This window comes from Stenotrophomonas sp. YJH_SMC_40 (assembly GCF_059368615.1).
On the sequence record NZ_JCAFRX010000011.1, the window covers coordinates 35,295 to 57,620 of the forward strand.

At 67.1% G+C, this 22,326-nt stretch carries 22 protein-coding genes; 10 read left to right on the forward strand and 12 right to left on the reverse strand.

Going from position 1 to position 22,326, the window contains the following annotated elements:
- Positions 1–11: 11 nt before the first annotated feature.
- The 3 genes from AC5P6X_RS18565 to AC5P6X_RS18575 form a co-directional block, all read right to left on the reverse strand.
- Entirely contained in the window at positions 12–422 is a 411-nt protein-coding gene (locus AC5P6X_RS18565) for a VOC family protein (protein ID WP_005410627.1), read from the reverse strand.
- A gap of 103 nt (positions 423–525) precedes the next feature.
- Positions 526–1,893 carry an amino acid permease gene (locus AC5P6X_RS18570; protein ID WP_005410628.1) on the reverse strand — a complete coding sequence of 456 codons (1,368 nt, stop codon included), beginning with the start codon at positions 1,891–1,893 and terminating at the stop codon, positions 526–528.
- Positions 1,894–1,975: 82 nt separating this feature from the next.
- Complete coding sequence (locus AC5P6X_RS18575) at positions 1,976–2,698, reverse strand: helix-turn-helix transcriptional regulator (protein ID WP_005410629.1); 723 nt, start codon at positions 2,696–2,698, stop codon at positions 1,976–1,978.
- A 114-nt stretch (positions 2,699–2,812) separates the two neighbouring features.
- Here AC5P6X_RS18575 and AC5P6X_RS18580 point away from each other — a divergent pair, with 114 nt between their 5' ends.
- Together AC5P6X_RS18580 and AC5P6X_RS18585 are read left to right on the forward strand one after the other, a co-directional pair.
- The gene (locus tag AC5P6X_RS18580) at positions 2,813–4,903 is read left to right on the forward strand and encodes a catalase (protein WP_108270175.1); all 2,091 of its coding nucleotides are present in this window, start codon (positions 2,813–2,815) and stop codon (positions 4,901–4,903) included.
- Positions 4,904–4,925: 22 nt separating this feature from the next.
- Entirely contained in the window at positions 4,926–5,417 is a 492-nt protein-coding gene (locus AC5P6X_RS18585; protein ID WP_049450948.1) for a hypothetical protein, read from the forward strand.
- A 9-nt stretch (positions 5,418–5,426) separates the two neighbouring features.
- Here the strand turns inward: AC5P6X_RS18585 and AC5P6X_RS18590 are convergent, their stop codons facing one another.
- Positions 5,427–6,167: an alpha/beta fold hydrolase gene (locus AC5P6X_RS18590; protein ID WP_049450950.1), complete on the reverse strand. Its 741-nt coding sequence runs from the start codon at positions 6,165–6,167 to the stop codon at positions 5,427–5,429.
- A 140-nt stretch (positions 6,168–6,307) separates the two neighbouring features.
- Here AC5P6X_RS18590 and AC5P6X_RS18595 point away from each other — a divergent pair, with 140 nt between their 5' ends.
- Entirely contained in the window at positions 6,308–6,847 is a 540-nt protein-coding gene (locus AC5P6X_RS18595) for a hypothetical protein (RefSeq protein ID WP_049450951.1), read from the forward strand.
- A gap of 14 nt (positions 6,848–6,861) precedes the next feature.
- Positions 6,862–7,152 (forward strand): hypothetical protein, encoded by a 291-nt coding sequence (locus AC5P6X_RS18600; protein ID WP_049450953.1) that lies wholly within the window; start codon positions 6,862–6,864, stop codon positions 7,150–7,152.
- Positions 7,153–7,242: 90 nt separating this feature from the next.
- Here AC5P6X_RS18600 and AC5P6X_RS18605 read toward each other — a convergent pair whose 3' ends face one another.
- The gene (locus tag AC5P6X_RS18605) at positions 7,243–9,369 is read right to left on the reverse strand and encodes a methyl-accepting chemotaxis protein (protein WP_108270176.1); all 2,127 of its coding nucleotides are present in this window, start codon (positions 9,367–9,369) and stop codon (positions 7,243–7,245) included.
- Between the two features lie 232 nt (positions 9,370–9,601).
- Between AC5P6X_RS18605 and AC5P6X_RS18610 the strand changes: the two genes are divergently transcribed.
- Together AC5P6X_RS18610 and AC5P6X_RS18615 are read left to right on the forward strand one after the other, a co-directional pair.
- Positions 9,602–10,564 carry a L,D-transpeptidase family protein gene (locus tag AC5P6X_RS18610; RefSeq protein WP_005410636.1) on the forward strand — a complete coding sequence of 321 codons (963 nt, stop codon included), beginning with the start codon at positions 9,602–9,604 and terminating at the stop codon, positions 10,562–10,564.
- A gap of 4 nt (positions 10,565–10,568) precedes the next feature.
- The gene (locus AC5P6X_RS18615) at positions 10,569–11,246 is read left to right on the forward strand and encodes a M23 family metallopeptidase (RefSeq protein ID WP_043034524.1); all 678 of its coding nucleotides are present in this window, start codon (positions 10,569–10,571) and stop codon (positions 11,244–11,246) included.
- On the opposite strand, the gene AC5P6X_RS18620 is transcribed toward AC5P6X_RS18615, so the two are convergent.
- The 5 genes from AC5P6X_RS18620 to hflK form a co-directional block, all read right to left on the reverse strand.
- Positions 11,182–11,844, reverse strand: a complete 663-nt coding sequence (locus tag AC5P6X_RS18620; protein ID WP_049450955.1) for a hypothetical protein — start codon at positions 11,842–11,844, stop codon at positions 11,182–11,184. The two genes, AC5P6X_RS18615 and AC5P6X_RS18620, sit on opposite strands and share 65 nt — an antisense overlap.
- Positions 11,845–11,961: 117 nt before the next feature.
- Positions 11,962–13,254: an adenylosuccinate synthase gene (locus tag AC5P6X_RS18625; protein WP_005410639.1), complete on the reverse strand. Its 1,293-nt coding sequence runs from the start codon at positions 13,252–13,254 to the stop codon at positions 11,962–11,964.
- Positions 13,211–13,891 carry a DUF2065 domain-containing protein gene (locus tag AC5P6X_RS18630; RefSeq protein ID WP_425524694.1) on the reverse strand — a complete coding sequence of 227 codons (681 nt, stop codon included), beginning with the start codon at positions 13,889–13,891 and terminating at the stop codon, positions 13,211–13,213. Before AC5P6X_RS18630 ends, AC5P6X_RS18625 begins: the two co-directional genes overlap by 44 nt.
- 34 nt (positions 13,892–13,925) lie before the next feature.
- Positions 13,926–14,789 carry a protease modulator HflC gene (gene hflC / locus AC5P6X_RS18635; protein ID WP_005414169.1) on the reverse strand — a complete coding sequence of 288 codons (864 nt, stop codon included), beginning with the start codon at positions 14,787–14,789 and terminating at the stop codon, positions 13,926–13,928.
- Complete coding sequence (hflK, locus tag AC5P6X_RS18640) at positions 14,786–15,919, reverse strand: FtsH protease activity modulator HflK (protein ID WP_005414168.1); 1,134 nt, start codon at positions 15,917–15,919, stop codon at positions 14,786–14,788. The genes hflC and hflK overlap by 4 nt, the downstream gene beginning before the upstream one ends.
- 153 nt (positions 15,920–16,072) lie before the next feature.
- Between hflK and AC5P6X_RS18645 the strand changes: the two genes are divergently transcribed.
- On the forward strand, positions 16,073–17,068 hold the full coding sequence (locus AC5P6X_RS18645) for a YhdH/YhfP family quinone oxidoreductase (RefSeq protein ID WP_329757030.1): 996 nt from the start codon (positions 16,073–16,075) through the stop codon (positions 17,066–17,068).
- Positions 17,069–17,156: 88 nt separating this feature from the next.
- Positions 17,157–17,528, forward strand: coding sequence for a twitching motility response regulator PilH (gene pilH / locus AC5P6X_RS18650; protein ID WP_005410644.1), 372 nt, complete (start codon positions 17,157–17,159; stop codon positions 17,526–17,528).
- Between the two features lie 88 nt (positions 17,529–17,616).
- Here the strand turns inward: pilH and AC5P6X_RS18655 are convergent, their stop codons facing one another.
- Complete coding sequence (locus AC5P6X_RS18655; protein ID WP_005410645.1) at positions 17,617–18,510, reverse strand: DnaJ C-terminal domain-containing protein; 894 nt, start codon at positions 18,508–18,510, stop codon at positions 17,617–17,619.
- A gap of 260 nt (positions 18,511–18,770) precedes the next feature.
- Here AC5P6X_RS18655 and AC5P6X_RS18660 point away from each other — a divergent pair, with 260 nt between their 5' ends.
- Positions 18,771–19,253 carry a peroxiredoxin gene (locus AC5P6X_RS18660; protein ID WP_285311798.1) on the forward strand — a complete coding sequence of 161 codons (483 nt, stop codon included), beginning with the start codon at positions 18,771–18,773 and terminating at the stop codon, positions 19,251–19,253.
- Positions 19,254–19,282: 29 nt separating this feature from the next.
- Positions 19,283–19,858 (forward strand): ferritin-like domain-containing protein, encoded by a 576-nt coding sequence (locus tag AC5P6X_RS18665; protein WP_005410647.1) that lies wholly within the window; start codon positions 19,283–19,285, stop codon positions 19,856–19,858.
- 72 nt (positions 19,859–19,930) lie between these two features.
- On the opposite strand, the gene pbpC is transcribed toward AC5P6X_RS18665, so the two are convergent.
- Positions 19,931–22,312, reverse strand: a complete 2,382-nt coding sequence (gene pbpC / locus AC5P6X_RS18670; protein WP_329757028.1) for a penicillin-binding protein 1C — start codon at positions 22,310–22,312, stop codon at positions 19,931–19,933.
- Positions 22,313–22,326 lie beyond the last annotated feature (14 nt).

Genomic DNA, 22,326 nt, shown 5'->3' on the forward strand with positions numbered 1-22,326 from the left:
CAAACATCCGATCACGGGTCCGGCATCTGCCCCAGGCTCAACTGCCACGACACGCCGAAGCGATCCTGCACCCAGCCGTAGCGGTTGCTGAAGTCATAGTCGCCCACCGGCATCAGCCAGTGGCCGCCCTCGCCCAGCACGCGCGCGGCGCGCTCGAACTGCTCGGCGCCGGAGCACTCGACGAACAGCGAGATCGACGGGCTGAAGGTGAAATCGTGCACGTCCAGGCTGTCAAAGCACAGGTAGTGGGTGCCACCGAGCAGGAAGATGGCCTGTCGGACCTGCCCGGGCACGCCGGCACCGGCGCCGTCCGGATGGCGCTGCATTGCCAGCAGGCGGAAATCGGCGAAGGCCTCGGCGTACAGGGCCAGCGCGGCCTCGGCCTGGCCGGTAAACATCAGGAAGGGGCGACTGCGCAGCATGCGGTACTCCCGGTCGACGGGCCGATGACGGCCCACACGATCAGGATGGCACGGCAGATGTGCAGCCCCCGTGGTAGTGCCGGCCGCTGGCCGGCAGCTTCAGTCACGCCTCGCGCATGCGCCGCGCGATGGCGCTGCCGGCGGCGATGGTGGCGGTCAGCGCCACCATCGACAGGAACTGCAGGCGGGTGTGCGACTCGCTCAGCAGCAGGCCGAAGATCAGCGCCAGGATCGCCAGCGCGCAGCAGGTCAGCCACGGGAAGCCCGCCATGCGGAACGGCAGCCGGGTACCCAGGCGATCCGCGCGGCGGCGCAACACCAGTTGTGAGACCAGCGACAGCGTCCACACCAGCAGGCAGGTCGAACCGACGATGTTCAGCAGCACCGGCAGCACCCGGTCCGGGAACAGCAGTTCCATCACCGTGGCGGCGAAACCGAACAGCACGCTGGCCAGCACGGCAATGACCGGCACCTGGCGCGGATCGGTCCAGCCCAGCACGGCCGGGGCTTCGCGGCGCTGCGCCAGTGAATACATCATGCGCGAGGCGCCGTAGAGGTTGGCATTGAGTGCCGACAGCAGCGCGATCACCGCGATCAGGGTGATGGCGGTGCCGGCACCCGGAATACGGGCAATGTCCAGCACGGCGGCGAAGGGCGACTTCAACGCTTCGCTGGTCCACGGCACCACGGCGATGATCACGCTCAGCGAGCCGATGTAGAACACCAGGATGCGCCACGCCACGGTGCGGATGGCACGGGCGATGCTGCGTTCCGGATCTTCGGTCTCCGCCGCCGCAACGGCGACGATCTCGGTGCCACCGAAGGCAAAAACGACAACCAGCAGTGCAGCGCCAATACCGGCCAGGCCCTTCGGTGCGAAGCCACCATGCTCGGTGAAGTTGCTCAGGCCCGGCGAGGTCACCTGCGGCAGCCAGCCCATCAGCAGCGCCACGCCGATGGCGATGAAGGCCAGGATCGCCGCCACTTTGAGGATGGCGAACCAGAATTCGAACTCGCCGAAGTTCTTCACCCCGAGCAGGTTGATCGCGGTGAAGAACAGCATGAAGGCCAGCGCCGCCATCGGTACAGGTACTGCTGGCCAGACCGTGGCCAGCAGCCCGGCCGCTCCCACCGCCTCGGCGGCGATCACGATCACCAGCTGCACCCACCACAACCAGCCGACGGTGGCACCGGCGGTGGCGCCCATGGCATCGGCGGCATAGACCGAGAACGCGCCGCTGGTCGGTTTGGCCGCCGCCATTTCGCCCAGAGCGTTCATCACGATGATCACCAGCGCGCCGGCGACCAGATACGACACCAGGACCGCCGGACCGGCCGCCTGCACACCCACGCCCGAGCCGAGGAACAGGCCGGCGCCGATGGCGCTGCCCAGGCCCATCATGATCAGCTGGCGGGGCTTGAGCGAATGTCCGAGGCGGGACGGTGAAGCGGTCGGAATCGAGTTGGGCATCGGCAGGGCTGGCGGCGGGCTACAGGGGCGACACCTTACCCTGTCCCATGCCCGCGGGGATAGGCACAGCGCAGCAGGCGGCTCAGGCCAGTGCCGGCTCTCCGACACTGCCACCAATACGGGCGCGGTAGGCACGCGGCGAGAAACCGGTTTCAGCCTTGAACTTGCGGGTGAAGGCGCTCTGGTCGCTGAAACCGCAGGCCTGGCCGATGCTGGCGATGCTCTCGTCACCGTGCAGCAGGTGCATGGCCATCTGGATCCGCAGCCGGGTCAGCACCTGCTGCGGGGTCATCTGGAACACCTTGCGGAAGCTGCGCTCCAGCTTGGACAGCGAAAAGCCGGTGATGTCCAGCAGGGTCTGCATGCGCACGTTCTCGGCGTAGTGCGCGTTGAGGTGGGCCAGCGCCAGCCGCAGCTGCTCGTACTGGGTACCCAGACTGTCCTTCTGGCCAAGGTCGCGGGAAATGCCGATCAGGCCCTCTATGGCCCCATCGACCACCAGCGGACGCTTGCAGGTCAGGCACCAGCCCGGTTCGCGGTTGGCGAACAGGTGCAGCTCCATCAGGTTCTCGATCACCTCACCGGCCAGCACGCGGGCGTCCTGGTCCACGTAGTCGGCGCTCAGCCCGGTCGGGTAGATCTCCGCCGCGGTACGCCCGATCACGTCCTTGCGGGCGCGCAGGCCCAGCCGCCGCAGCATGGTCTGGTTGACGTGGGTGTAACGCCCCTGAAGGTCCTTGATGAAGAACAGCACATCCGGGATGGCGTCGAACAGGGCTTCGATGTCGGCGGGCTCGACTCGCATGGAACAAGCATACCCGAGCCTGCTTTTGCCTGTACGTTCACCTTTGCCGGACCTCGGTTTAACGGGCCCGGTTCCAGTGTCGTGGTTCTCTTTGAGCATCCGGAGCCAACGTCAATGGCCGCCAGCAAGCCGACCGGCAAGCGCGCAACCACCCACGCCGAGAACCACCACCGCGGCAACGGCGATGAACTGCACCAGCAGGCCGGGGGCAGTCATCCGGCGATGACCACCGATCAGGGCATCCCGGTGGCAGACAACCAGAACTCCCTGCGGCAGGGACCTCGGGGGCCTACGCTGCTGGAGGACTTCATCCTGCGCGAGAAGATCACCCACTTCGACCATGAGCGCATTCCCGAGCGCATCGTGCACGCCCGCGGCAGCGCTGCGCATGGCTACTTCGAGTTGACCCGATCACTGAAGGCGCATACCCGCGCGCGCATCCTGACCGAGGTTGGCGTGAAGACACCCGTGTTCACCCGCTTCTCGACCGTGGCCGGTGGCGCAGGTTCGGTGGACACCCCGCGCGACGTGCGCGGCTTCGCGGTGAAGTTCTATACCAGGGAGGGCAACTGGGACCTGGTCGGCAACAACATCCCGGTGTTCTTCATCCAGGACGCCATGAAATTCCCGGACTTGGTGCACGCGGTGAAGATGGAACCGGACCGTGCCTTCCCGCAGGCCGCATCGGCCCATGACACGTTCTGGGACTTCATTTCGCTGATGCCCGAATCGATGCACATGATCATGTGGGCGATGAGCGACCGCGCCATACCGCGTTCGCTGCGGATGATCGAAGGCTTCGGTGTGCACAGCTTCCGCCTGCTGAACGAGGCCGGCGAGTCAACGTTCGTCAAGTTCCACTGGCGGCCCAAGCTGGGTATCCAGTCCACGGTCTGGGACGAAGCGCTGAAGCTGCAGTCGGCCGACAATGACTTCCATCGCCGTGACCTGTTCGAGGCCATCCAGCGCGGCGACTTCCCGGAATGGGAACTGGCGGTGCAGTTGTTCACCGAAGAAGACGCCGACGCATTCCCGTTCGATCATCTGGACCCGACCAAGATCATTCCCGAATCGCTGGTGCCGTTGCAGGTCATCGGGCGCATGGTGCTGGACCGCTGGCCGGACAACTTCTTCGCCGAGACCGAGCAGGTGGCTTTCTGCCCGGCCAACGTGCCACCGGGCATCGACTTCAGCAACGACCCGCTGCTGCAGGGGCGCCTGTTCTCCTACCTGGACACCCAGCTGCTGCGCCTGGGCGGCCCGAACTTCCACCAGATCCCGGTGAATGCGCCCAAGTGCCCGTTTGCCAATCATCAGCGCGACGGCCACATGCAGATGCAGGTTCCCAAGGGTCGGGTGGCCTACGATCCCAGTTCGCTGCAGGAGGACACCCCGCGCGAGACGCCTGCCGGATTCCGCAGCCATGCCAGCGCCGACGATGGCCGCAAGGGTCGCACCCGCGCGGAGAGTTTCGCCGACCACTACAGCCAGGCCCGCATGTTCTTCCGCAGCCTCGAAAAGCCGGAGCAGGCCCACCTGGCATCGGCGCTGGTGTTCGAGTTGTCCAAGGTGGAAACGCTGAAGGTGCGGGTACGCACCGTCAGTCACCTGCGCAACATCGATGACTCACTGGCGCAGCGCGTGGCCGATGGTCTGGCGTTGCCTGCACTGCCCGACCCGGCGCCGACCGCTACTCCAGTGCGGGACATGCCCCCGGCCCCCGAGGTGCGCGTGATTGGGCGCAACGAGCCTACCCTGCAGGGTCGCTGCATCGGCATCCTGTTCGATGAAGGCTCCGACGCCCGGATCATTGCCAGCCTGAGCAAGGCAGCCAGGAAAGCAGGTGCGGATGTGAAGCTGGTCGCCCCCAGAGTGGGTGGCGCCACGCTCAGCGATGGCGCGCTGCAGGCGGCGGATGGGCAACTGGCGGGCACCCCGTCGGCCGTGTTCGATGCAGTAGCCGTGGTGCTCAGCCCGGAAGCGGCGAAGGCCTTGTCGAAAGAGAGTGCAGCCATCGAATTCGTCAGCCAGGCGTGGGCGCACCTGAAGGCCATCGCCAGCGATGCGGGCGGCCAGACGCTGCTGAAGGCGGCAAGGGTCGGCAACGACGCCGGCATCGTCGAAGCGGAAGACGCCAAGGCATTCCTGGCGGCGGCCGCCACCCGCCAGTGGGCGCGCGAACCCAAGCTGCGCCTGCTGGCCTGACTACAACACCAGGAGAACTGTCATGCCCCGTGGTGACAAATCCGCATACTCCGATAAACAGAAGCGCCAGGCCGAGCACATCGAGGAAAGCGAGCGCGAGCGCGGTGCCAGCGAAGGCACCGCCGAGCGCATTGCCTGGGCGACCGTGAACAAGCAGGATGGTGGTGGCAAGCGTAGCGGCAGCGCGCGCAAGGGTACGAAGAAGGCGACCAGCAAGAAGGCTGCCAAGAGGGCGCCTGCCAGAAAGTCGGGCACAAAGAAGGCCACGACCAAGGCGACGGCGGCGAAGAAGGCCCCTGCGAAGAAGACGACAGCCAGGAAGGTGGCGGCAAAGAAGGCACCGGCTCGCAAGACAGCCACAAAGAAGACCGCAAAGAAGACAGCGGCCAAGAAGGCCGGTACAGCCGCCTCGCGCAGTGCTGCAGCGAAGAAGGCGGCGAAGACACGTGCGGCGAAGAAGACCGTGCGCAAGGTGGCAGCGAAGAAGGCCGCGCGTACCCGCGCGCGCGGCTGAGTCCTTCGATCAGGGCGACAGCGTCCTCATCCACGCGGCAACTTCGGCTGCGGCTGCGTCAGCGCGTGCCTGCAGCAGCAGATGCGGCCCTTCCAGCGAAACATGCCGGGCATCCGGCAAAAGGGCCTGCAGTTCTGCCACGCTGGGCGGCCACAGCAGGCGGTCATGGCACGCGTGCAGGCACAGCGTCGGCACGTCGATTGCCGGCAGCAATGCGCGTACGTCGACGCGCAGGGTCGCTGCGGCGCGTCGCCGCAGTGTGGCCGCCGGAATCCGGGCCAGCGCATCGCGCAGCATCGACAGGTGCTCGCGGGTGCGCCACCACCCCAGCAGCAGGCCCGCCAGCAACGCCACGGGAGGCAGAGGCCAGGTCGGCGTCAGCAGGGCTGCGCTGGCTGCCGGCAATGGCACCGGCCGACGCGCAAAGGTCGCGGCAAGCACCAGTCCGCGCAGCCCGGCGGGCTGTCGCGTGGTCAGTTCAACCGCCAACGGGCCCGAGAAGGACTCGGCAAGCAGGATGAAGGGATGGCCGGGCAGCTGCGACCACAGCCGTTGGGCCAGCGTGGCGTGATCCTGCCCTCCCTGCGCAGGCAGCGTAATCGCCTGCGTCGTCAGCCTATTAGCCTGGAGTGCTGACAGAAACGGGATCGACAGCCTGCCGGAGCCATCCAGCCCGGGCAGCATCAGCACGTGCTGCGGCGTGGGTGATGCTGAATCACAGCCCGGCTTTTCCTCGCTCCCGATTCCCATGTCACCTCCTTTGCTGGCAAGCATCGCCCACATCGGCAGGCAGCGGAACCTTCGCTCCGGCTCTCCTGCTGCTTTGCCGGTCAAGGTTGAGCGATACTCCCCGCTCTGCCGCGGGACGCGGCTGCCAATGAGAGCCTCTGATGCGATGGACCTACGCGCTGGCCATGATGGTCATGATGCTGCCACTGAACAGTTCCGCCAACGATGGCTGGATAAACGGGGCAGGCAAGGCGATGCCGGAGACCGATGCCATGAAATCCAGCGGTGGCTTTGCGGCATCGCTGCTGGTCACCTCCGATGCCGACTGGCGGGCCAAGTGGGAAACCCCACCAGAGACCACTCCCGGTTTTACCCAGGCCGACGAAGTCCACCCGGGCGGTGAATTGTTCCTGCTGACATTCCTGTCCAACCCGCAACTGGATGAGAACCGCGTACCCAAGGTGCACTGCGATCTGCGCATGCTGCGCCCGGACGGCACTACCAGCATCGACGAACGCGATGTTCCCTGTTTCACCGCTGCCCTGCCCGGCCCGCCAACCCTGTTGTACATGACCAACCTGCACCTGAAGTTCGTGGCCGAGGCCAGTGATCCGAAAGGCACGTGGACTGCGCAGGTGGTGGTCAGGGATCTGCTGCGGAATGTGAGCCTGCCTCTGCAGGCTCACTTCGACGTCCGTTGAACGGAGGCGTGCGGATGAAGATGCGGCGATTACTGAGCTGGACCGGTCTTGCGCTTTGCGTGGTCTACCTGCTGTTGACCGCATGGCTGGTTCACGGCGCGCAGTCGGATGCGGACCCGAAGGGGGCCTATATCCTGATGTCGCTCCCCATCACCCTGCAGTCTGCTGCACTCGATGCCATCGGCGCAGGCAGCCTGCTGTACCGCAAACCCTGGTCGACCGCGTATGCAGTACTGGTTCCGCCAACACTGCTGTTGCTGTACGCAGCGGGCTGGCTGATCGAACGCGCCGCGCGCGGCCGCTAGCCAGCGGCACCGACCGGTGGCGTGCATGCGGTGCCCTGCATGCGGGGCATCGCGATGCAGGGCGTCATCCAACATCCAGTCGCAGGTTGCTTACGCCGCCTGCGCAGGCACGATGGGCATGCGCGCGCCCTGCTCCACCTTGAACACCGCCACCGACGTGGTCAGCGCATGCGCCTGTTCTTCCAGCGCGCGGCTGGCGGCAGTGGCTTCTTCCACCAGCGCAGCGTTCTGCTGGGTCACCTGGTCCATCTGCACCACCACCTGGTTGACCTGCTCGATACCGGCGGCCTGTTCCTTGCTGGCCGCTGCGATGTCGCTCATCAGCTGCGTGGTGCGCGAGCTGGCCTGGGCCACGCGGGCGATCGCGGCTTCCGATTCAACGGTCACCGCCAGGCCGCTCTTCACCTTGGCAGCGGCGTCTTCGATCAGCTCCTTGATCTCCTTGGCGGCGACACCGGCACGCTGTGCGAGCGTGCGTACCTCGCTGGCGACCACGGCAAAACCACGGCCCTGCTCACCTGCACGCGCGGCTTCAACCGCAGCATTCAGCGCCAGGATGTTGGTCTGGAACGCGATGCCGTCGATCACGGTGGAGATTTCCGAGATGCGTGCCGAGGACTGATCGATCTCACTCATCACCGACGCCATCTGCGCCATCGCCTGCTCGGTTTCGCGTACGGCGGCACCGGCGGCGTGCGCTTCACTGTCGGCCTGACGAGCGAGCTCGGCATTCTGGCGCACAGTCGAGGTCAGTTCCTCCATCGATGCGGCGGCTTCTTCCAGGTTGGCGGCCTGCTGCTCGGTGCGGCGCGACAGGTCGTTGTTGCCGGCGGCCAGTTCCTGCGCCGCGTTGTTGATGCTGTCGGCGGCCACCTGGATGCCACGTACGATGCCGGTCAGCTGCGCGGTGGTGGTGTTGGCGTCGTCACGCATGCGGGCGAATACACCGTCGTACTCGCCGTCCATGCGTGCAGTCAGGTCGCCGTGCGAGATCGCACGCAGCACATCGGAGACATCAGCGATGCTGGCCTGCGAACTGGCCATCATGCCGTTGAGGTGCTCGACCATCGCCTTGAACTGGAACTGGAACGCAGCAGCATCGCCACGCATGCTGAAATCACCGGCGCGCGCGGCCCGGGCCAGTGCATCGATCTGCGCGTTGATCGCCATCAGGCTCTGCTTCACTGCGGCCAGAGTGCGGGTCAGCGTCCCCTTCTCGCCCGGGTAGTCCGGCAGGTCGCGGCTGAGGTCACCGATGGCGTAACGCTGCATCACTTCGGCCATCAGCAGTTCCACCTGCACGTGCGATTCGACCAGGCTGTTGGTGGCCTGCACCATGCGGCCGAAATCACCGGGGAAGGCGCTGGCGTCCATGCGGTAGCGGATCGCACCCTCCTCGTGCTGTTCGGCCATCTGCAGCTGCGCGCCGATCGCCGCCTGCACACTCTGGCGCACGCTGGCCATCGCCTCGCCCAGCTGGGTCAGTTCGTCACGGCCGCCGAGGCGGAACTCCTGATCCAGCTGGCCCTTGGACAGGCGCTCGGCCAGGTTCACCGCGCGGGCCAGCGGGCCGGTCAGGCTGCGCCCGATCATCACCGAGGCGGCGATGCCCACCAGCAGCGCGACGCCGCCCAGCACCAGCAACTGCAGCAGGCTGCGCTCGCCCAGGCGGATCGCCTCGGCGGCCGCCTCACGGCTTTCCTTCTCTTCGAAGTCCACGCCATCGGACAGCGCCTTGTTCCAGCCGTTGGCGGCTTCCTGCACCGGGCCCAGGGTCAGCGCCACGGCGCCCGGGTAGTCGCCCTGCTCCATCAGTTCGCTGGTCTGCTTGTTGAGCGGACGCGCGATGGCACGCTTGGCGGCGATGGTTTCGGCAATGGCCTTGCCCTCGGCGTCGCTGGGCAGCGCCTGGTAGGCGGTCCAACTGGCCTCATAGCGCTTGACCAGATCGGCGATGCGCTGCTCATCATGGCCACGGTCATCGCCCTGGCGGATCAGCATCTCGCGGCGAACGACCATCATCTGGTTGTTGGCATCGAGCATCTGCGAGAGCAGGCGCACCTTGGCCACGCTGACATCGACCACCTGCTGCATCGCGCGCTTCTGCACGACACTGGCGGTGGCGCCGGTGGCCACCACGGCCGCAACCAACAGCAGCAACAGGCCAAAGCCCAGCCCAAGACGCCAGGCAACCCTGACATTCCTCAAGTAGTTCATCGGTACATCCAAAACGGGGGGATGTGGCGTTATCGGCGGCCCGCCAGGCAATCTTGATCGCCAACCGCCAATGGCGTGGGGCACCATTCACCTTGGTGAGCCCTTGGCCGGCGGCACCCGCGCGGGGACGGTGGCGCAACGACCCGACTGCTCATGCAGACGTCAGATCTCTTTCACGGCGGCTCGGCGCGGCCTGCAGGCAAGGTGGTGGCGTCATCTGCTGGAGTTCCCAATGCCATTACCCGTGTACCGATCCACCCTGCTCGCTCTCTCGCTGCTGGCATCGCCGGCGTTCGCGCAGGCACCGCCGCCTGGACTGCCCGCCCCCATCGCCGAGAAGGCCGGACCGGACACCGCAGCACGTTCCGCCCTGCATGCCCAGGTGCTGCTGGATCGCGCGAATTTCTCGCCCGGCCAGATCGACGGTGAAGTGGGCAGCAACCAGCGGCGCGCGGTGTCGGGTTTCCAGGCGGCGCACGGCCTGACCGTCACCGGTGAACTGGACGACGCGACCTGGCAGGCCCTGCAGGCTGATACGGTCACCCCCCTGGCCAGCTACACGCTGACCAGCGAGGATGTCGCCGGGCCGTTCCAGGCGGTGCCGAAGGGCCCCGCCGCACAGGCCAAACTGAAATCGCTGGGCTTCAACAACGTCGAAGAGTCGCTGGGCGAACGCTTCCACGCATCCCCTGAGCTGTTGAAGCTGCTCAATCCGGGCGTGGATCTGAGCAAGGCGGGCAACCGCATCCAGGTGCCCAATATCGCACCATCGCCGCTACCGAAGGCGGCCAAGGTGGTCGTCGACAAGTCCGATTCCAGCCTGCAGTTGCTGGATGCGCAAGGCAAGGTGATCGCTCAGGTGCCGGTTTCCTCCGGCAGCCAGCATGATCCGCTGCCGATCGGCGAATGGAAGATCCTGGGCGTGTATCGCGACCCGCCGTTCCACTACAACCCCAAGCTGTTCTGGGATGCGCGCAAGGGCGAAAAGAAGGCGACACTGCCGCCGGGCCCGAACAATCCAGTCGGCCGGGTCTGGATCGACCTGTCCAAGCCACACTACGGCCTGCATGGCACGCCCGAGCCCGGCCATGTCGGCAAGACCGAGTCACATGGTTGCGTGCGCATGACCAACTGGGATGCGCTGCGCGTGGCCGATGCGGTGGATACCTCCGTCCCCGTGGTGATGCAGGAGTGAGCCGATGCGTCTTTCGCAGCTGATCGTGCTGGGCGTGCTGCTGGGACTGGGGGCCGGCTGGTGGCTGCGCCGCGATGCAGGCGAGCCGGTAGCCGCCTCGCTGCCGGAAGCACAACCGGCAGCCGCTGTGGCGCCGGCCAAGGGATCGGTAGCGCCGCTCGACACGGCCCCTGCCCCCGCCGCCACCGCACCGTCAGCCGCGCGGACTGCGGATGCGCCGTCGGGTCTGCTGCTGCCGGTACAGGGCGTCCTGGCCTCCCAGCTGCGCGACACGTTCACCGATGCGCGTAGCGAAGGCCGCGTGCACGATGCCATCGACATCATGGCCACCGCCGGTACGCCGGTGCTGGCAGTGGCCGATGGCACGGTGGAAAAACTGTTCAACAGCGAGCGCGGTGGCCTGACGATCTACCAGTTCGAGCCCAGTGGCCGCTGGTGCTACTACTACGCGCATCTGCAGCGCTACGCCGATGGCCTGGCGGAGAAGCAGGTGATCAAGCGCGGAGACGTCCTCGGCTATGTCGGCAGCACCGGCAACGCCAGTGCCGAGGCTCCGCATCTGCACTTTGAAGTGCACGTGCTGGGGCCGGAGAAGCAGTGGTGGAAGGGGGAATCGATCAATCCGTATCCACTGCTGAATCCGCCTGCTTCGAAGCCCGGTGCTGCCAGCGCCGCAAAGTGAACGTGAACACCGCCAAGGCAGCTCCTGGAATCAGCAGGAGCAGTGCCGCCACTTTCCAGAAGAAGAACGGCCACAACCAGACATAATCCAGGTCAGTCAGCTTCAACAGGTCCAGTGGCGGCTGCAGCTCGACGGTGGCCGCGCGATCGGCCAGCGCCGGGTCCACCTCCAGCACGGTTAGCCGCACCCATGAGCGGCCGCGTGGCAATGCATCGCCGCGACCATAGCCGAAGTAGGACGCCATGAGGCCGCTGGACTCAACCGAAGCCAGCCCACGATTGATGCCCTGTCCGGCCACTCCCGAACGCTCCCCTGCGCGGAAGTCTCCATGATCGGTCGGAGTTTCGATGCGCAGCAGCACCTCGGGGTCAGCGTCCGTACCGTCCGCGGCATAGCGCAGGCGCAGCCGCAGTTGATCATCGATGAGGCGGTAGACGGTGATCTGGGCGGTTGCGCCAGGGCTCAGCACCAACGGCACCGTCTGCGTGCGCGAAGCCAGGGTATTGGCTGCCGCGCCCAGCACCAGTACCAGGCAGGCGATGCCCCACAGGCTCCACAACACCCACAGGGTGATCCGCACGGCCGTTTCGCCCTTCACGCTGACATCCTGGTCATCGCTTTGCTTCCTCGCCGACCCCGCTGACACAGTAACGAAAAAGCCCCGCTTGCGCGGGGCTTTTCCTGTCACCTACGCCGGGCAGCGCCCGGCGTTACCTCAGGCAAACGGATCCTGCAGGACCATGGTGTGGTCGCGGTCCGGGCCGGTGGAGACGATGCTGATCGGGCAGCCGGCCAGCTCTTCCAGCGAACGCAGGTAGGCGCGCGCAGCCGGCGGCAGGTCGTCCCAGTTGGTGATGCCGTGGGTGTTCTCGCTCCAGCCCGGGAACTCCAGGTACACCGGCGTGCACTCTTCCCAGCCCTGCGCGTCCAGCGGCGCGTACTCGGTGCGCTTGCCGTTGTATTCGTAGGCGATGCAGACCTTCAGCTTTTCCATGCCGTCCAGCACGTCCAGCTTGGTGATGCACAGGCCGCTGATGCCGTTGATGGCCACGGCACGCTTCAGCGCGACGATGTCCATCCAGCCACAACGACGCGGACGGCCGGTCGACGCACCATACTCGGCGCCGCGGTCACGGATGCCCTGGCCGACTTCGTCGTCCAGCTCGGTCGGGAACGGGCCACCGCCGACGCGGGTGGCGTAAGCCTTGGCGATGCCCAGCACGTAGTCGATCGAATCGGCGCCGACGCCGGAACCGGCCAGCGCGCCACCGACGGTGGTGTTGGAGCTGGTGACGTACGGGTAGGTGCCGTGGTCGATGTCCAGCAGCGCGCCCTGCGCGCCTTCGAACAGCACGCGCTTACCCTGCTTGCGCAGGTCGTGCAGGATGCCGGCCACGTCGGACTTCATCGGCTGCACGTATTCGCCGAAGGCCAGCGCTTCGTCGAAGGTCTTCTGGAAGTCGACCGCATCGGTGTTCAGATACTTGGTCAGCACGAAGTTGTGGTAATCCAGCGCGGTGCGCAGCAGTTCTTCCAGCTGCTTCGGGTAATGCAGGTCGGCGATGCGGATGCCGCGACGCGCCACCTTGTCTTCGTAGGCCGGGCCGATGCCACGGCCGGTGGTGCCGATCGCCTTGCCACCGGCAGCGCGCTCGCGCGCCTGGTCCAGGGCGATGTGGTACGGCATGATCAGCGGCGCGGCCGGGGAGATCTTCAGGCGCGACCGCACTTCCACGCCGGAGGCTTCCAGCTCGGCGATTTCCTTCTGCAGCGCGGCCGGCGAGATCACCACGCCGTTGCCGATCAGGCACAGCGCGTCGTCACGCAGGATGCCCGACGGGATCAGGTGCAGGACGGTCTTCTTGCCGTTGATGACCAGGGTGTGGCCGGCGTTGTGGCCGCCCTGGAAGCGCACGACGGCGCCGATTTCCTCAGTGAGCAGATCGACGATCTTGCCCTTGCCTTCATCGCCCCACTGGGCACCCAACACTACGACAGACTGACCCATGACGGGCTCCTCGATTTGTTGCGGCCATCGGGGCCGCGGACGGGTAAACCGTGGCGGGGCTGGCCAGCACCTGCAAGGCGGCTCCAAACGGGGAGCGGCCGGCGATGGAAGGCCCAGACACGGAAAAAGCCGAACGGGGAGGCCCGTCCGGCTTTTGTGCATTATCCGGGTTTCCGGGGTCGGGTGCCACCTTTCCGACGGGTGGCTTTACCGGCCGGTCAGCCGCCCCGCCCGGTCGTCCCGGCCACTCAGGCCCCGCCCGGTAGTGCCGGCCGCTGGCCGGCAATGCCAACCAAGGTTGGCATCCACCAGAGCCGGGCCACGCAGGTGAACGCAGGCGGGCGCGCCGGCCGCTGGCCGGCAACGCCAACCAAGGTTGGCATCCACCAGAGCCGGGCCATGCATGTGAACGCAGGCGGTAGTGCCGCACCCACCACAGCAGGCTCAGGCCGGCCAGCAGCACCAGCCCACCGAAGCTGCGCAGGGCCGGGCTGGGCAGGTCCAGCAGGCGCTCGGCCATGCGCTTCCAGGCGAACGGGGCGACGAACAGGAACAGGCCTTCCAGCACCGCGACCAGGCAGACAGCGGCAAACAGATCTTTCATGGGGGACTCCGGAAAAAGCACGGGGCCCGGCATATGGCCGGGCCCCGTGGGGTACTGCCCTGCGACCTCAGCGGTCGTTCTTCAGGTACTGCAGGAACGGGTCGTTCTTGTCGAGCACGATCACGCCGTTGCCGTCGGTCATGGAGCCACGGTAGGCCTCCAGGCTGCGGTAGAACGCATAGAACGACGGATCGGCCGAGCCGGCCTTGCCGTAGATGCGGGCCGCCTCGGCATCGCCTTCACCGCGCAGGCGCTGGGCATCACGCTCGGCCTCGGCGATCAGCACAGTGCTGTCACGGTCGGCCTGGGCGCGGATGGTCAGCGACTGCTCCTCGCCCTCCGCGCGCAGCTTTGCGGCTTCCTGCTTGCGCTGGGCACGCATGCGCTCGTACACGTCGTTGATCACCTGGCTGTCGGTCGGCAGGTCCACCTGCTTGATGCGCAGGTCGATCATCTGCATGCCCAGGCCGGCCACCGCTTCGTTGATCCCCTTCAGCTGCTCGGCGATCAGCTCGCTGCGGTCGCCGGAGACCAGCTGCTGCAGGGTGCGCGAGTTGATCTGGTTGCGCAGCGAGTCGGTGATGATCGGTGCCAGGCGGGCGTTGGCGATGCGCGGATCGCCGCCGGTGGCACGGAAGTAGTCACCCACGTTGGAAATGTAGCCGATGGCGAAGAAGTCGACGCTGACGTCCTTCTGCTCGGCGGTGAAGTAGCGCGCCGGCGCGGTGTCGAGCACCTGGAAGCGGCGGTCGAAGACCTTCACCGTTTCCACCACCGGCACCTTGAAGTGCAGGCCCGGCTTGATGTCCGAACGCACCACCTTGCCCAGGTTCAGCACCATGGCGGTCTGGTCCTCACGGACCACGTACACCGAGCCGAGCAGGCCCAGCACCACCGCCACGATCACGGCGATCCAGATAGGACTCTTCATCGGCTGCCCTCCTCACGGCCGCTCGGTCGCCCGGTCGGGCGGCCCACCGGCCGGCCCGGATCACGGGAAGCTTCCGTCGCTGCACCCGGCAGCGACGGCATCACCACGTCCGGGTTGGCCACTGCGGCCGGAGCCGACGTGCTCGGACGGGTATCGCCGGTCATCGGCACGTAGATCAGCTGGCGGCCATCGCCACCGATCACCTTGCGGTTCTCGCTCAGTACCTGCTGCACGGTCTCCAGCCACAGGCGCTTGCGGGTCACTTCCGGGGCGTCCTTGTACTGGGCCTGCAACAGGCTGAAGCGCTGCGCGTCACCCTCGGCCTTGGACACCACGGCCTGCTTGTAGCCTTCGGCAGTGGTACGGGCGCGCGAGGCCTGGCCCCGGGCTTCCGGCACGACCTTGGCGGCGTAGGCCTGGGCTTCGTTGATCAGGCGTTCCTTGACCTGCTGGGCACCGTTGACCTCGTCGAAAGCCGGCTTCACTTCTTCCGGCGGACGGGCATCCTGCAGGGTCAGGCCGGTCACGGTCAGGCCGGTCTTGAACGCCTTCAGCAGCGCCTGCAGGCGCTCCTCGGCGGCCACGGCCAGCGGGCCACGGTTGTTCAGCACGGCGTTGAGATCGGCGCGGCCGACTTCCTCGCGTACGGCGCTCTGCGCCGACTGCTCCAGCACCTGGTTGGCATCGACGGTGCCGAACAGGTACTGCTGCGGGTCGTCGATGCGGTACTGGACGTTCAGCGAGACGTTGACGATATTCTCGTCGCGGGTCAGCACCGGCACCTGGATCGAGAACGTCTTGATCTCGGTGGCGTTGACCTTGGTGACCGATTCGATCGGCCACGGCAGCTTGAAGTTCGGGCCGGGCTGCAGGATGCGCGAGAACTGGCCGAAGCGCAGCACCACGCCACGCTGCTGTTCGCCGATCAGCTGGAAGCTGGAGAACAGCACCAGCAGCACCACGGCTGCCACCACCCAACGCACGATGCCGCCGTCGAACAGGTCCTTCAGCGGCCCGGGCAAACCGCCCCAGCCACCACCATTGCCACCGCCGCGTGACCCGAACGGCCCGCGTCGATTGTCCTCGGGGCCTTGTCCGCCCTTGTTGCCGCCGGGTGTATTCCAGGCCATGCACGCTCCATCAAGATTTGGGCTGCGGCGCGGGCCCTTCCCGCACCGCCAGCCGTGAAACCATCACCGATCATACAAGATGGGGCGGATCGGCAGGATCGAAAGGGGGGCAACGGGGTAAGGTGGCGTTTTCCTCGAAGTCAGGCAACGCCGATGGCCCCCACCACCCCGTTCACCGCCTTCCGCATCGAAAACGACGACGGCGGCTACCGCAGCGGCCTGGTCCGGCTCGGGGTCGACGACCTCAACCCCGGCCAAGTGCTGATCCGCGCCCACTGGTCCTCGGTCAACTACAAGGACGCGCTGGCCGGTACTGGAAAAGGGAAGATCCTGCGCCGCTTCCCGCTGGTGGGCGGCATCGATGTGGCCGGCACCGTGGTCGCCAGCACCGACCCGGACTGGCTTGAAGGCGACGCGGTGCTGGCCACCGGCTGCGGCCTCAGCGAGACCCGCGACGGCGGCTACAGCCAGTACGTGCGGCTGGAATCGCGCGCGGTGATCGCCCAGCCGGCCGGGCTGACCCCACGCGAGGCGATGGTGCTGGGCACCGCCGGCTTCACTGCGGCGCTGGCCCTGCTGCGCATGCAGGACAACCGCCAGACCCCGGAACTCGGCCCGCTGGCGGTCACCGGTGCCAGCGGCGGTGTCGGTGCGCTGGCGCTGTCCATCTTCAGCCGTGCCGGCTACAGCGTGCACGCGGTCAGCGGCAAGCCGGACCAGGCAGGATTCCTGCGCAGCATCGGCGCCACCGAGGTACTGCCGCGCGACGCGCTGGCCGACACCGGCGCGCTGCAGTCGGCCCGCTTCGGGGGTGGCCTCGATAATGCCGGAGGCGACATGCTGGCCAGCCTGCTGGCGCAGACCGTGCCCTACGGCAGCGTGGTCAGTGCCGGCCTGGCAGCCAGTCCGACGCTGGACATGACGGTGATGCCGTTCATCCTGCGCGGTGTCTCGCTGCTGGGCGTGTCCTCGGCCAATGCGCCACGCGGACTGCGTGAGGAAGTGTGGTCGCGGCTGGGGAGTGACTGGAAGCCGCAGCACCTGGACCGCATCTGCACCGCCGAAGTCGGCCTCGATGGCCTTCCTGCCGTGTTCGAACGGATGCTGGCGGGCGGTTCGCTGGGTCGCACCGTGGTGCGGATCGACTGAACGTCGCAGGCAGGCGACGGACGGCAGACGTGGCCCTCCCGCCGGTAATGGGCCCGCACTACACTGCGGGCATTACATGGGGAACAACATGGCACGCATTCTGATCGTCGACGACTCACCGTCGCAGCTGTTGGGGATACAGCGCATCGTCGAGAAGCTCGGGCACCAGATCCTGACCGCCACCGATGGCGCCGCCGGGGTCGAAACCGCCAAGGCCGAGCTGCCCGACCTGGTCCTGATGGACGTGGTGATGCCCAACCTCAACGGCTTCCAGGCCACCCGTACCCTCGCCCGCGACGAGGCGACCCGGCATATCCCGGTGATCCTGGTGACCACCAAGGACCAGGACACCGACCGCATGTGGGGCATGCGCCAGGGCGCCAAGGCCTACATCACCAAGCCGTTCTCGGAGGACGAGCTGTCCGAGGTGCTGGAGCGCGTGTTCGCGGGCCAGGGCTGAGACGCGCGCGGTAGTGCCGGCCGCTGGCCGGCAACCACGCATCACCGTCCAGGGCAATGAAGTTGCCGGCCAGCGGCCGGCACTACCTTCAAATGGTCTCGCCGAACGCCTTGGCCAGATTGCGGTACGCCTTCTTCTGCGCCTCATCGGTCGCAGCCGGGGCCACGATCTCGATCTCGACGATCTGGTCGCCATCCGGGTTGCCCGGCAGGCCGCGCCCGCGCAGGCGCAGCTTGCGACCGGCATCGGAATCGGCCGGAATCTTCAGTTCCACCGCGCCGCCCAGGGTCGGCACGCTGATGCTGGTGCCCAGCGCGGCCTGCCACGGCGTGAGCGGCAGCGTATAGAGGATGTTGCGGCCATCGACCTCGAACTGCGGGTGGGCGGCGTATTCCACTTCCAGCAGCAGGTTGCCGCCATGGTTGCCCTGCCCTGCCAGGCGGATCACCTGGCCCGGGCGGATGCCCTTGGGCACGCGCACGTCCAGCTGCTTGCCGTTGACGGTGATGCGCAGGCTGTCGCCGCTGTAGGCCGCTTCCAGTGGCACCGACAACTTGGCGCGGGTATCGCGGTTGGGCGCATGGCCCTGGCTGCTGAAGCCCGGACCGGCCCCCGCGCCCGCTCCACCGCGCTGGCGCGCGAACAGGCTTTCGAAGAAGTCGCTGAAGCCGCCGTTGGGGCCGCCGCCACCGAACACTTCCTCGAAATTGAAACCACCGGCGCCGCCGTAGTTCGGCGGCACGTTGAACTCCTCGCCCGGGCGATAGCCCTGCGCGCGCAGCTGGTCGTAGGCCGCGCGCTTTTCCGGATCACGCAGCGCCTCGTAGGCCTCGTTGACCGCCTTGAACTTGTCTTCGGCCCCAGCCTCCTTGCTGACGTCCGGGTGGTACTTGCGTGCCAGCCGGCGGTAGGCGGTCTTGATCTCCGCCTCGCCCGCGCTCGGTTCCACCCCCAGGGTGGCGTAGTAATCCTTGAATTCCATCCAGCTACCTCGATTCGCTTCGGCCGCGCCGGTGGCGCCGCCCCGGGTTCATTCTACGCGCCTGCGAGGCTACGCCGCCCCTCGTGCGGCCCCGGTGAGGCCGACTGATCCTGCGCAATGCGGCTGCCATCCCCGTGCGCCACGCTGTGGCTGGAAGCCCCTGCCACAACGCCGGAAGATGGGGCCTGCACACCGGGTTTCCAATGTCTTGACGCCCCTGTCCCATCCGGCCCACTAGCCTCCCCCAGCAAGGAGTTCCCATGACCATCCATGTCGGCGACCGCATTCCGGAAGTGACCCTCAAGCGCATCCGCGAGGGCATTGAAACGCTTGATACGCATTCGTTGTTCGATGCGCGCAAGGTGGTGCTGTTCGCCGTGCCCGGCGCGTTCACCCCGACGTGCTCGGCACGTCACCTTCCCGGCTACGTCGAAAAGTTCGAGGCCTTCCGCCAGCGCGGCATCGACGTCTACTGCATGGCCGTCAACGACCCGTTCGTGATGAAGGCCTGGGCCGCCGACCAGAGCGTGCCCGACGGCCTTCTGATGCTGTCCGACGGCAATGCCGAGCTGACCCGCGCCCTGGGTCTGGAGCTTGATGCGAGCGCGTCGGGCATGGGAATCCGCTCTCGTCGTTTTGCCCTGTACGTCGACAACGGCGTAGTTCGAGAGGCCTGGGTTGAACAGCCCGGCCAGTTCGAAGTGTCTTCGGCCGAGTACGTGCTGGAGCATCTCCCCACCTGATTCCCCACCGCAGAAGGAAACGGCCAGCCATGTCCAGCAAGCCAGCCAAAGCCAGCAAGCCCGCCGCGAACGTTCCTGGCATCAGCGATCGCGCAACCCTGCGCGAGCGCGCCCGGCGCAACCTCGAAGACGGGGCGATCACAGACAGCTACAGCGCTGACCGCGAGGTGGTGATCAAGCTGCTCAACGACGCACTGGCCACCGAGTACGTCTGCGTTCTGCGCTACTACCGGCACTACTTCATGGCCAAGGGCATGCTGGCCGACGCGGTCAAGGCTGAGTTCCTCGAGCATGCACAGCAGGAGCAGGCGCATGCCGGCAAGCTGGCCGAGCGCATCGTCCAGCTGGGCGGCGAGCCCGACCTCAATCCGGATACGCTGACCGCGCGTTCGCACGCCGAATACAAGGAAGGCAGCGACCTGCGCGACATGGTGCGCGAGAACTTGGTGGCCGAGCGCATCGCCATCGACAGCTATCGCGAGATGATCAACTTCATCGGTGACCGCGATACCACCACCAAGCGCATCCTTGAAGAGATCCTGGCGCAGGAAGAAGAGCACGCCGACGAGTTCGCCGACCTGCTGGATGGGTGGATCGGGGAATAGCGGCCCCGCATACGCCTTGGCAGTTGCCCACCCTGGTGGGCGCATTCATCGCGTGCCAACCAAGGTTGGCACCTACCGCAGGACGTTGAACCTTACCTGTGTCCACGCGCCATCTGCCGCCAGCGCGGTCAAGGTGTGCGCGCCCGGCTCGGCGAACTCGCGCTGCATCAGCTGCGCACCGCGCGTCTGTGCGATCCAGCGTCCATCGAGCAACCAGTCCACCGCCTGCTCGCTACCCAGCGCGCGTAGCTGCAGGCGTACGCCATGTTCCGAATTCGGCGCGCGCGCCAGCGTGGCGCCATCGTTGAGCCCATCGATGTGCAGCGCAACGCTGGCCTCGCGGCCATCATTACGGCAGTCCGGCGACAGCGCCGGCAGCTGCGAGGCTTCGCGCGTGGCCTTGGACAGCCACGGCGACAGCAACGCTGGCCAGCGCGCGATCTCGCGCGCGACTTCTTCGTGCGGCAAGCGGCAATCGGCTGACACGCGCAGACCGGTACGCGCATCGGCAAGGTAGCGCTGCCGACCCGGTTGCCAGCGCCGTGCCTCGCGTTCGGGGAAGGTCGGTGGTGCCGCGCCTTCCAGCAGATAGGCTGGCATCAGCCGCTGGCAGAGCGCAGCAGGCAGGCCTTCGGCACGCTCACCGGTCGGCCAGCAGATGTCTTCCTGGCTGACGCTGGCCGGCATCGGCGCAGCGGCCGAGTCACCGCGCTGGCGCGGCAGGCTGTCCACCACCTCGAACATCAGCGGCAGCGCGGTCACCGCGCCGTACTGGCCCGGTAGCGGTGTGCCGTCCGGCCGGCCCACCCACACGCCCACGGTGTAGTGGCGGGTGCTGCCGATCGCCCACGCATCGCGGTACCCGTAACTGGTGCCGGTCTTCCACGCCACGCGCGGGCGGCCACCGACATCGAACGTCCCGACGCTATACCCCGGCCGCGGATTCGATTCCAGCATCTCGCGCACGATCCAGCTGGCGCCTGGCGAGGCCAGGCGCCGCTCGATCATCGGTTCGTCATCGGTGTAGCGCACGCGCCCGGCGATGCCGTTGCGGTTGAGCGCGGCGAACGCACCGACCAGATCTTCCAGCCGCGCACCGGTGCCGCCCAGGATCAGCGACAGGTTGGGCGTGCTGCCCGGCGGGAAGCGCAGCTGGATGCCGGAGTGCGACAGGCGCGCAGCAAAGCGCGCCGGACCGACCCGCTGCAGCAGGTCCACCGAGGGCACGTTGAGTGACAGCCGCAGCGCGCTGGAGGCGCCGATCGGCCCATTGAAGGCCATGTCGAAGTTGCCGGGGCGGTAGCTGCCGAAACTCTGCGGCGCATCGACCAGCAGGCTTTCCGAATGGATCAGGCCATCGTCCAGCGCCATTGCATACAGGAACGGCTTGAGCGTGGAGCCCGGCGAACGCCAGGCCTGCACCATGTCCACGTGGCCGAGCCGCTGGCGGTCACCGAACGCCAGCGTGCCGACATAGGCACGCGCCTGCAGGGTCTGGTTGTCGACCACCAGCAGGGCCGCCGAAGTGCGCTCGGGCAGCGTGGAGAAGTAGCTGTCCACGCGTTCTTCCAGGGTGCGCTGCAGGCCGATGTCGATACTGCTCTGGATGCGTGCCTGGCCCGGATGCGCCGAGTGCAGGCGCTGCGCCAGCAACGCGGCATGCAGCGGCGGCCGCAGCGAGCGTGCGACCACGTTCTCGATGCGCGCATCTTCCACTTCTTCCGCTGTCCACGCGCCCAGCTCGGCCATGCGTGACAGCACCTTGTCGCGCGCCTTCTGAGCCGCTTCCGGATGGCGGTCCGGGCGCAGCCGGCTCGGCGCCTGCGGCAGCACCGCCAGCAACGCGGCCTCGGCATGCGACAGCTGCGCCGCCGGCTTGCCCAGGTAGGCCCAGCTGGCCGCTTCCACGCCCTCGATGGTGCCGCCGTAGGGTGCGCGCTCCAGGTACAGGGCCAGGATCTGCTGCTTGCTCAGGTGCACTTCCAGCTGCACCGCACGCAGCATCTGCTTGAGCTTGCCCAAGGGCGTGCGCGTATGCGGATCGAGGATGCGTGCGACCTGCATGGTCAGGGTCGAGCCACCGGACACGATCCGACCACCGCGCAACAGCTGGCCACTGGCACGCAGGATCGCCAGCGGGTTGATGCCCGGATGGCGCCAGAACCAGCGGTCTTCGTAGGTCAGCAGCGCCTGAAGGTACAGCGGCGAGACGCTGTCGGTCGATGCCGGATAACGCCACACGCCCTCGGCATCGGCGAACGCACGCAGCGGCGTGCCATCGGCAGCCACCACCAGGGTGCTGGTATCGCGCTGCTTCGGCAGCGGCGGCGGGAAGGCGAAATCCAGCACCAGCAGCAGTGCCAGCGTGGCGGCCGTACCCCAGCGCAGCCACGGCCACAGCGGCTGCAGCCGGCGGCGCAGGGCCGCCAGCCGGGTCGTCATCGTGTTCGTCATTGCAGCGTGCCGCA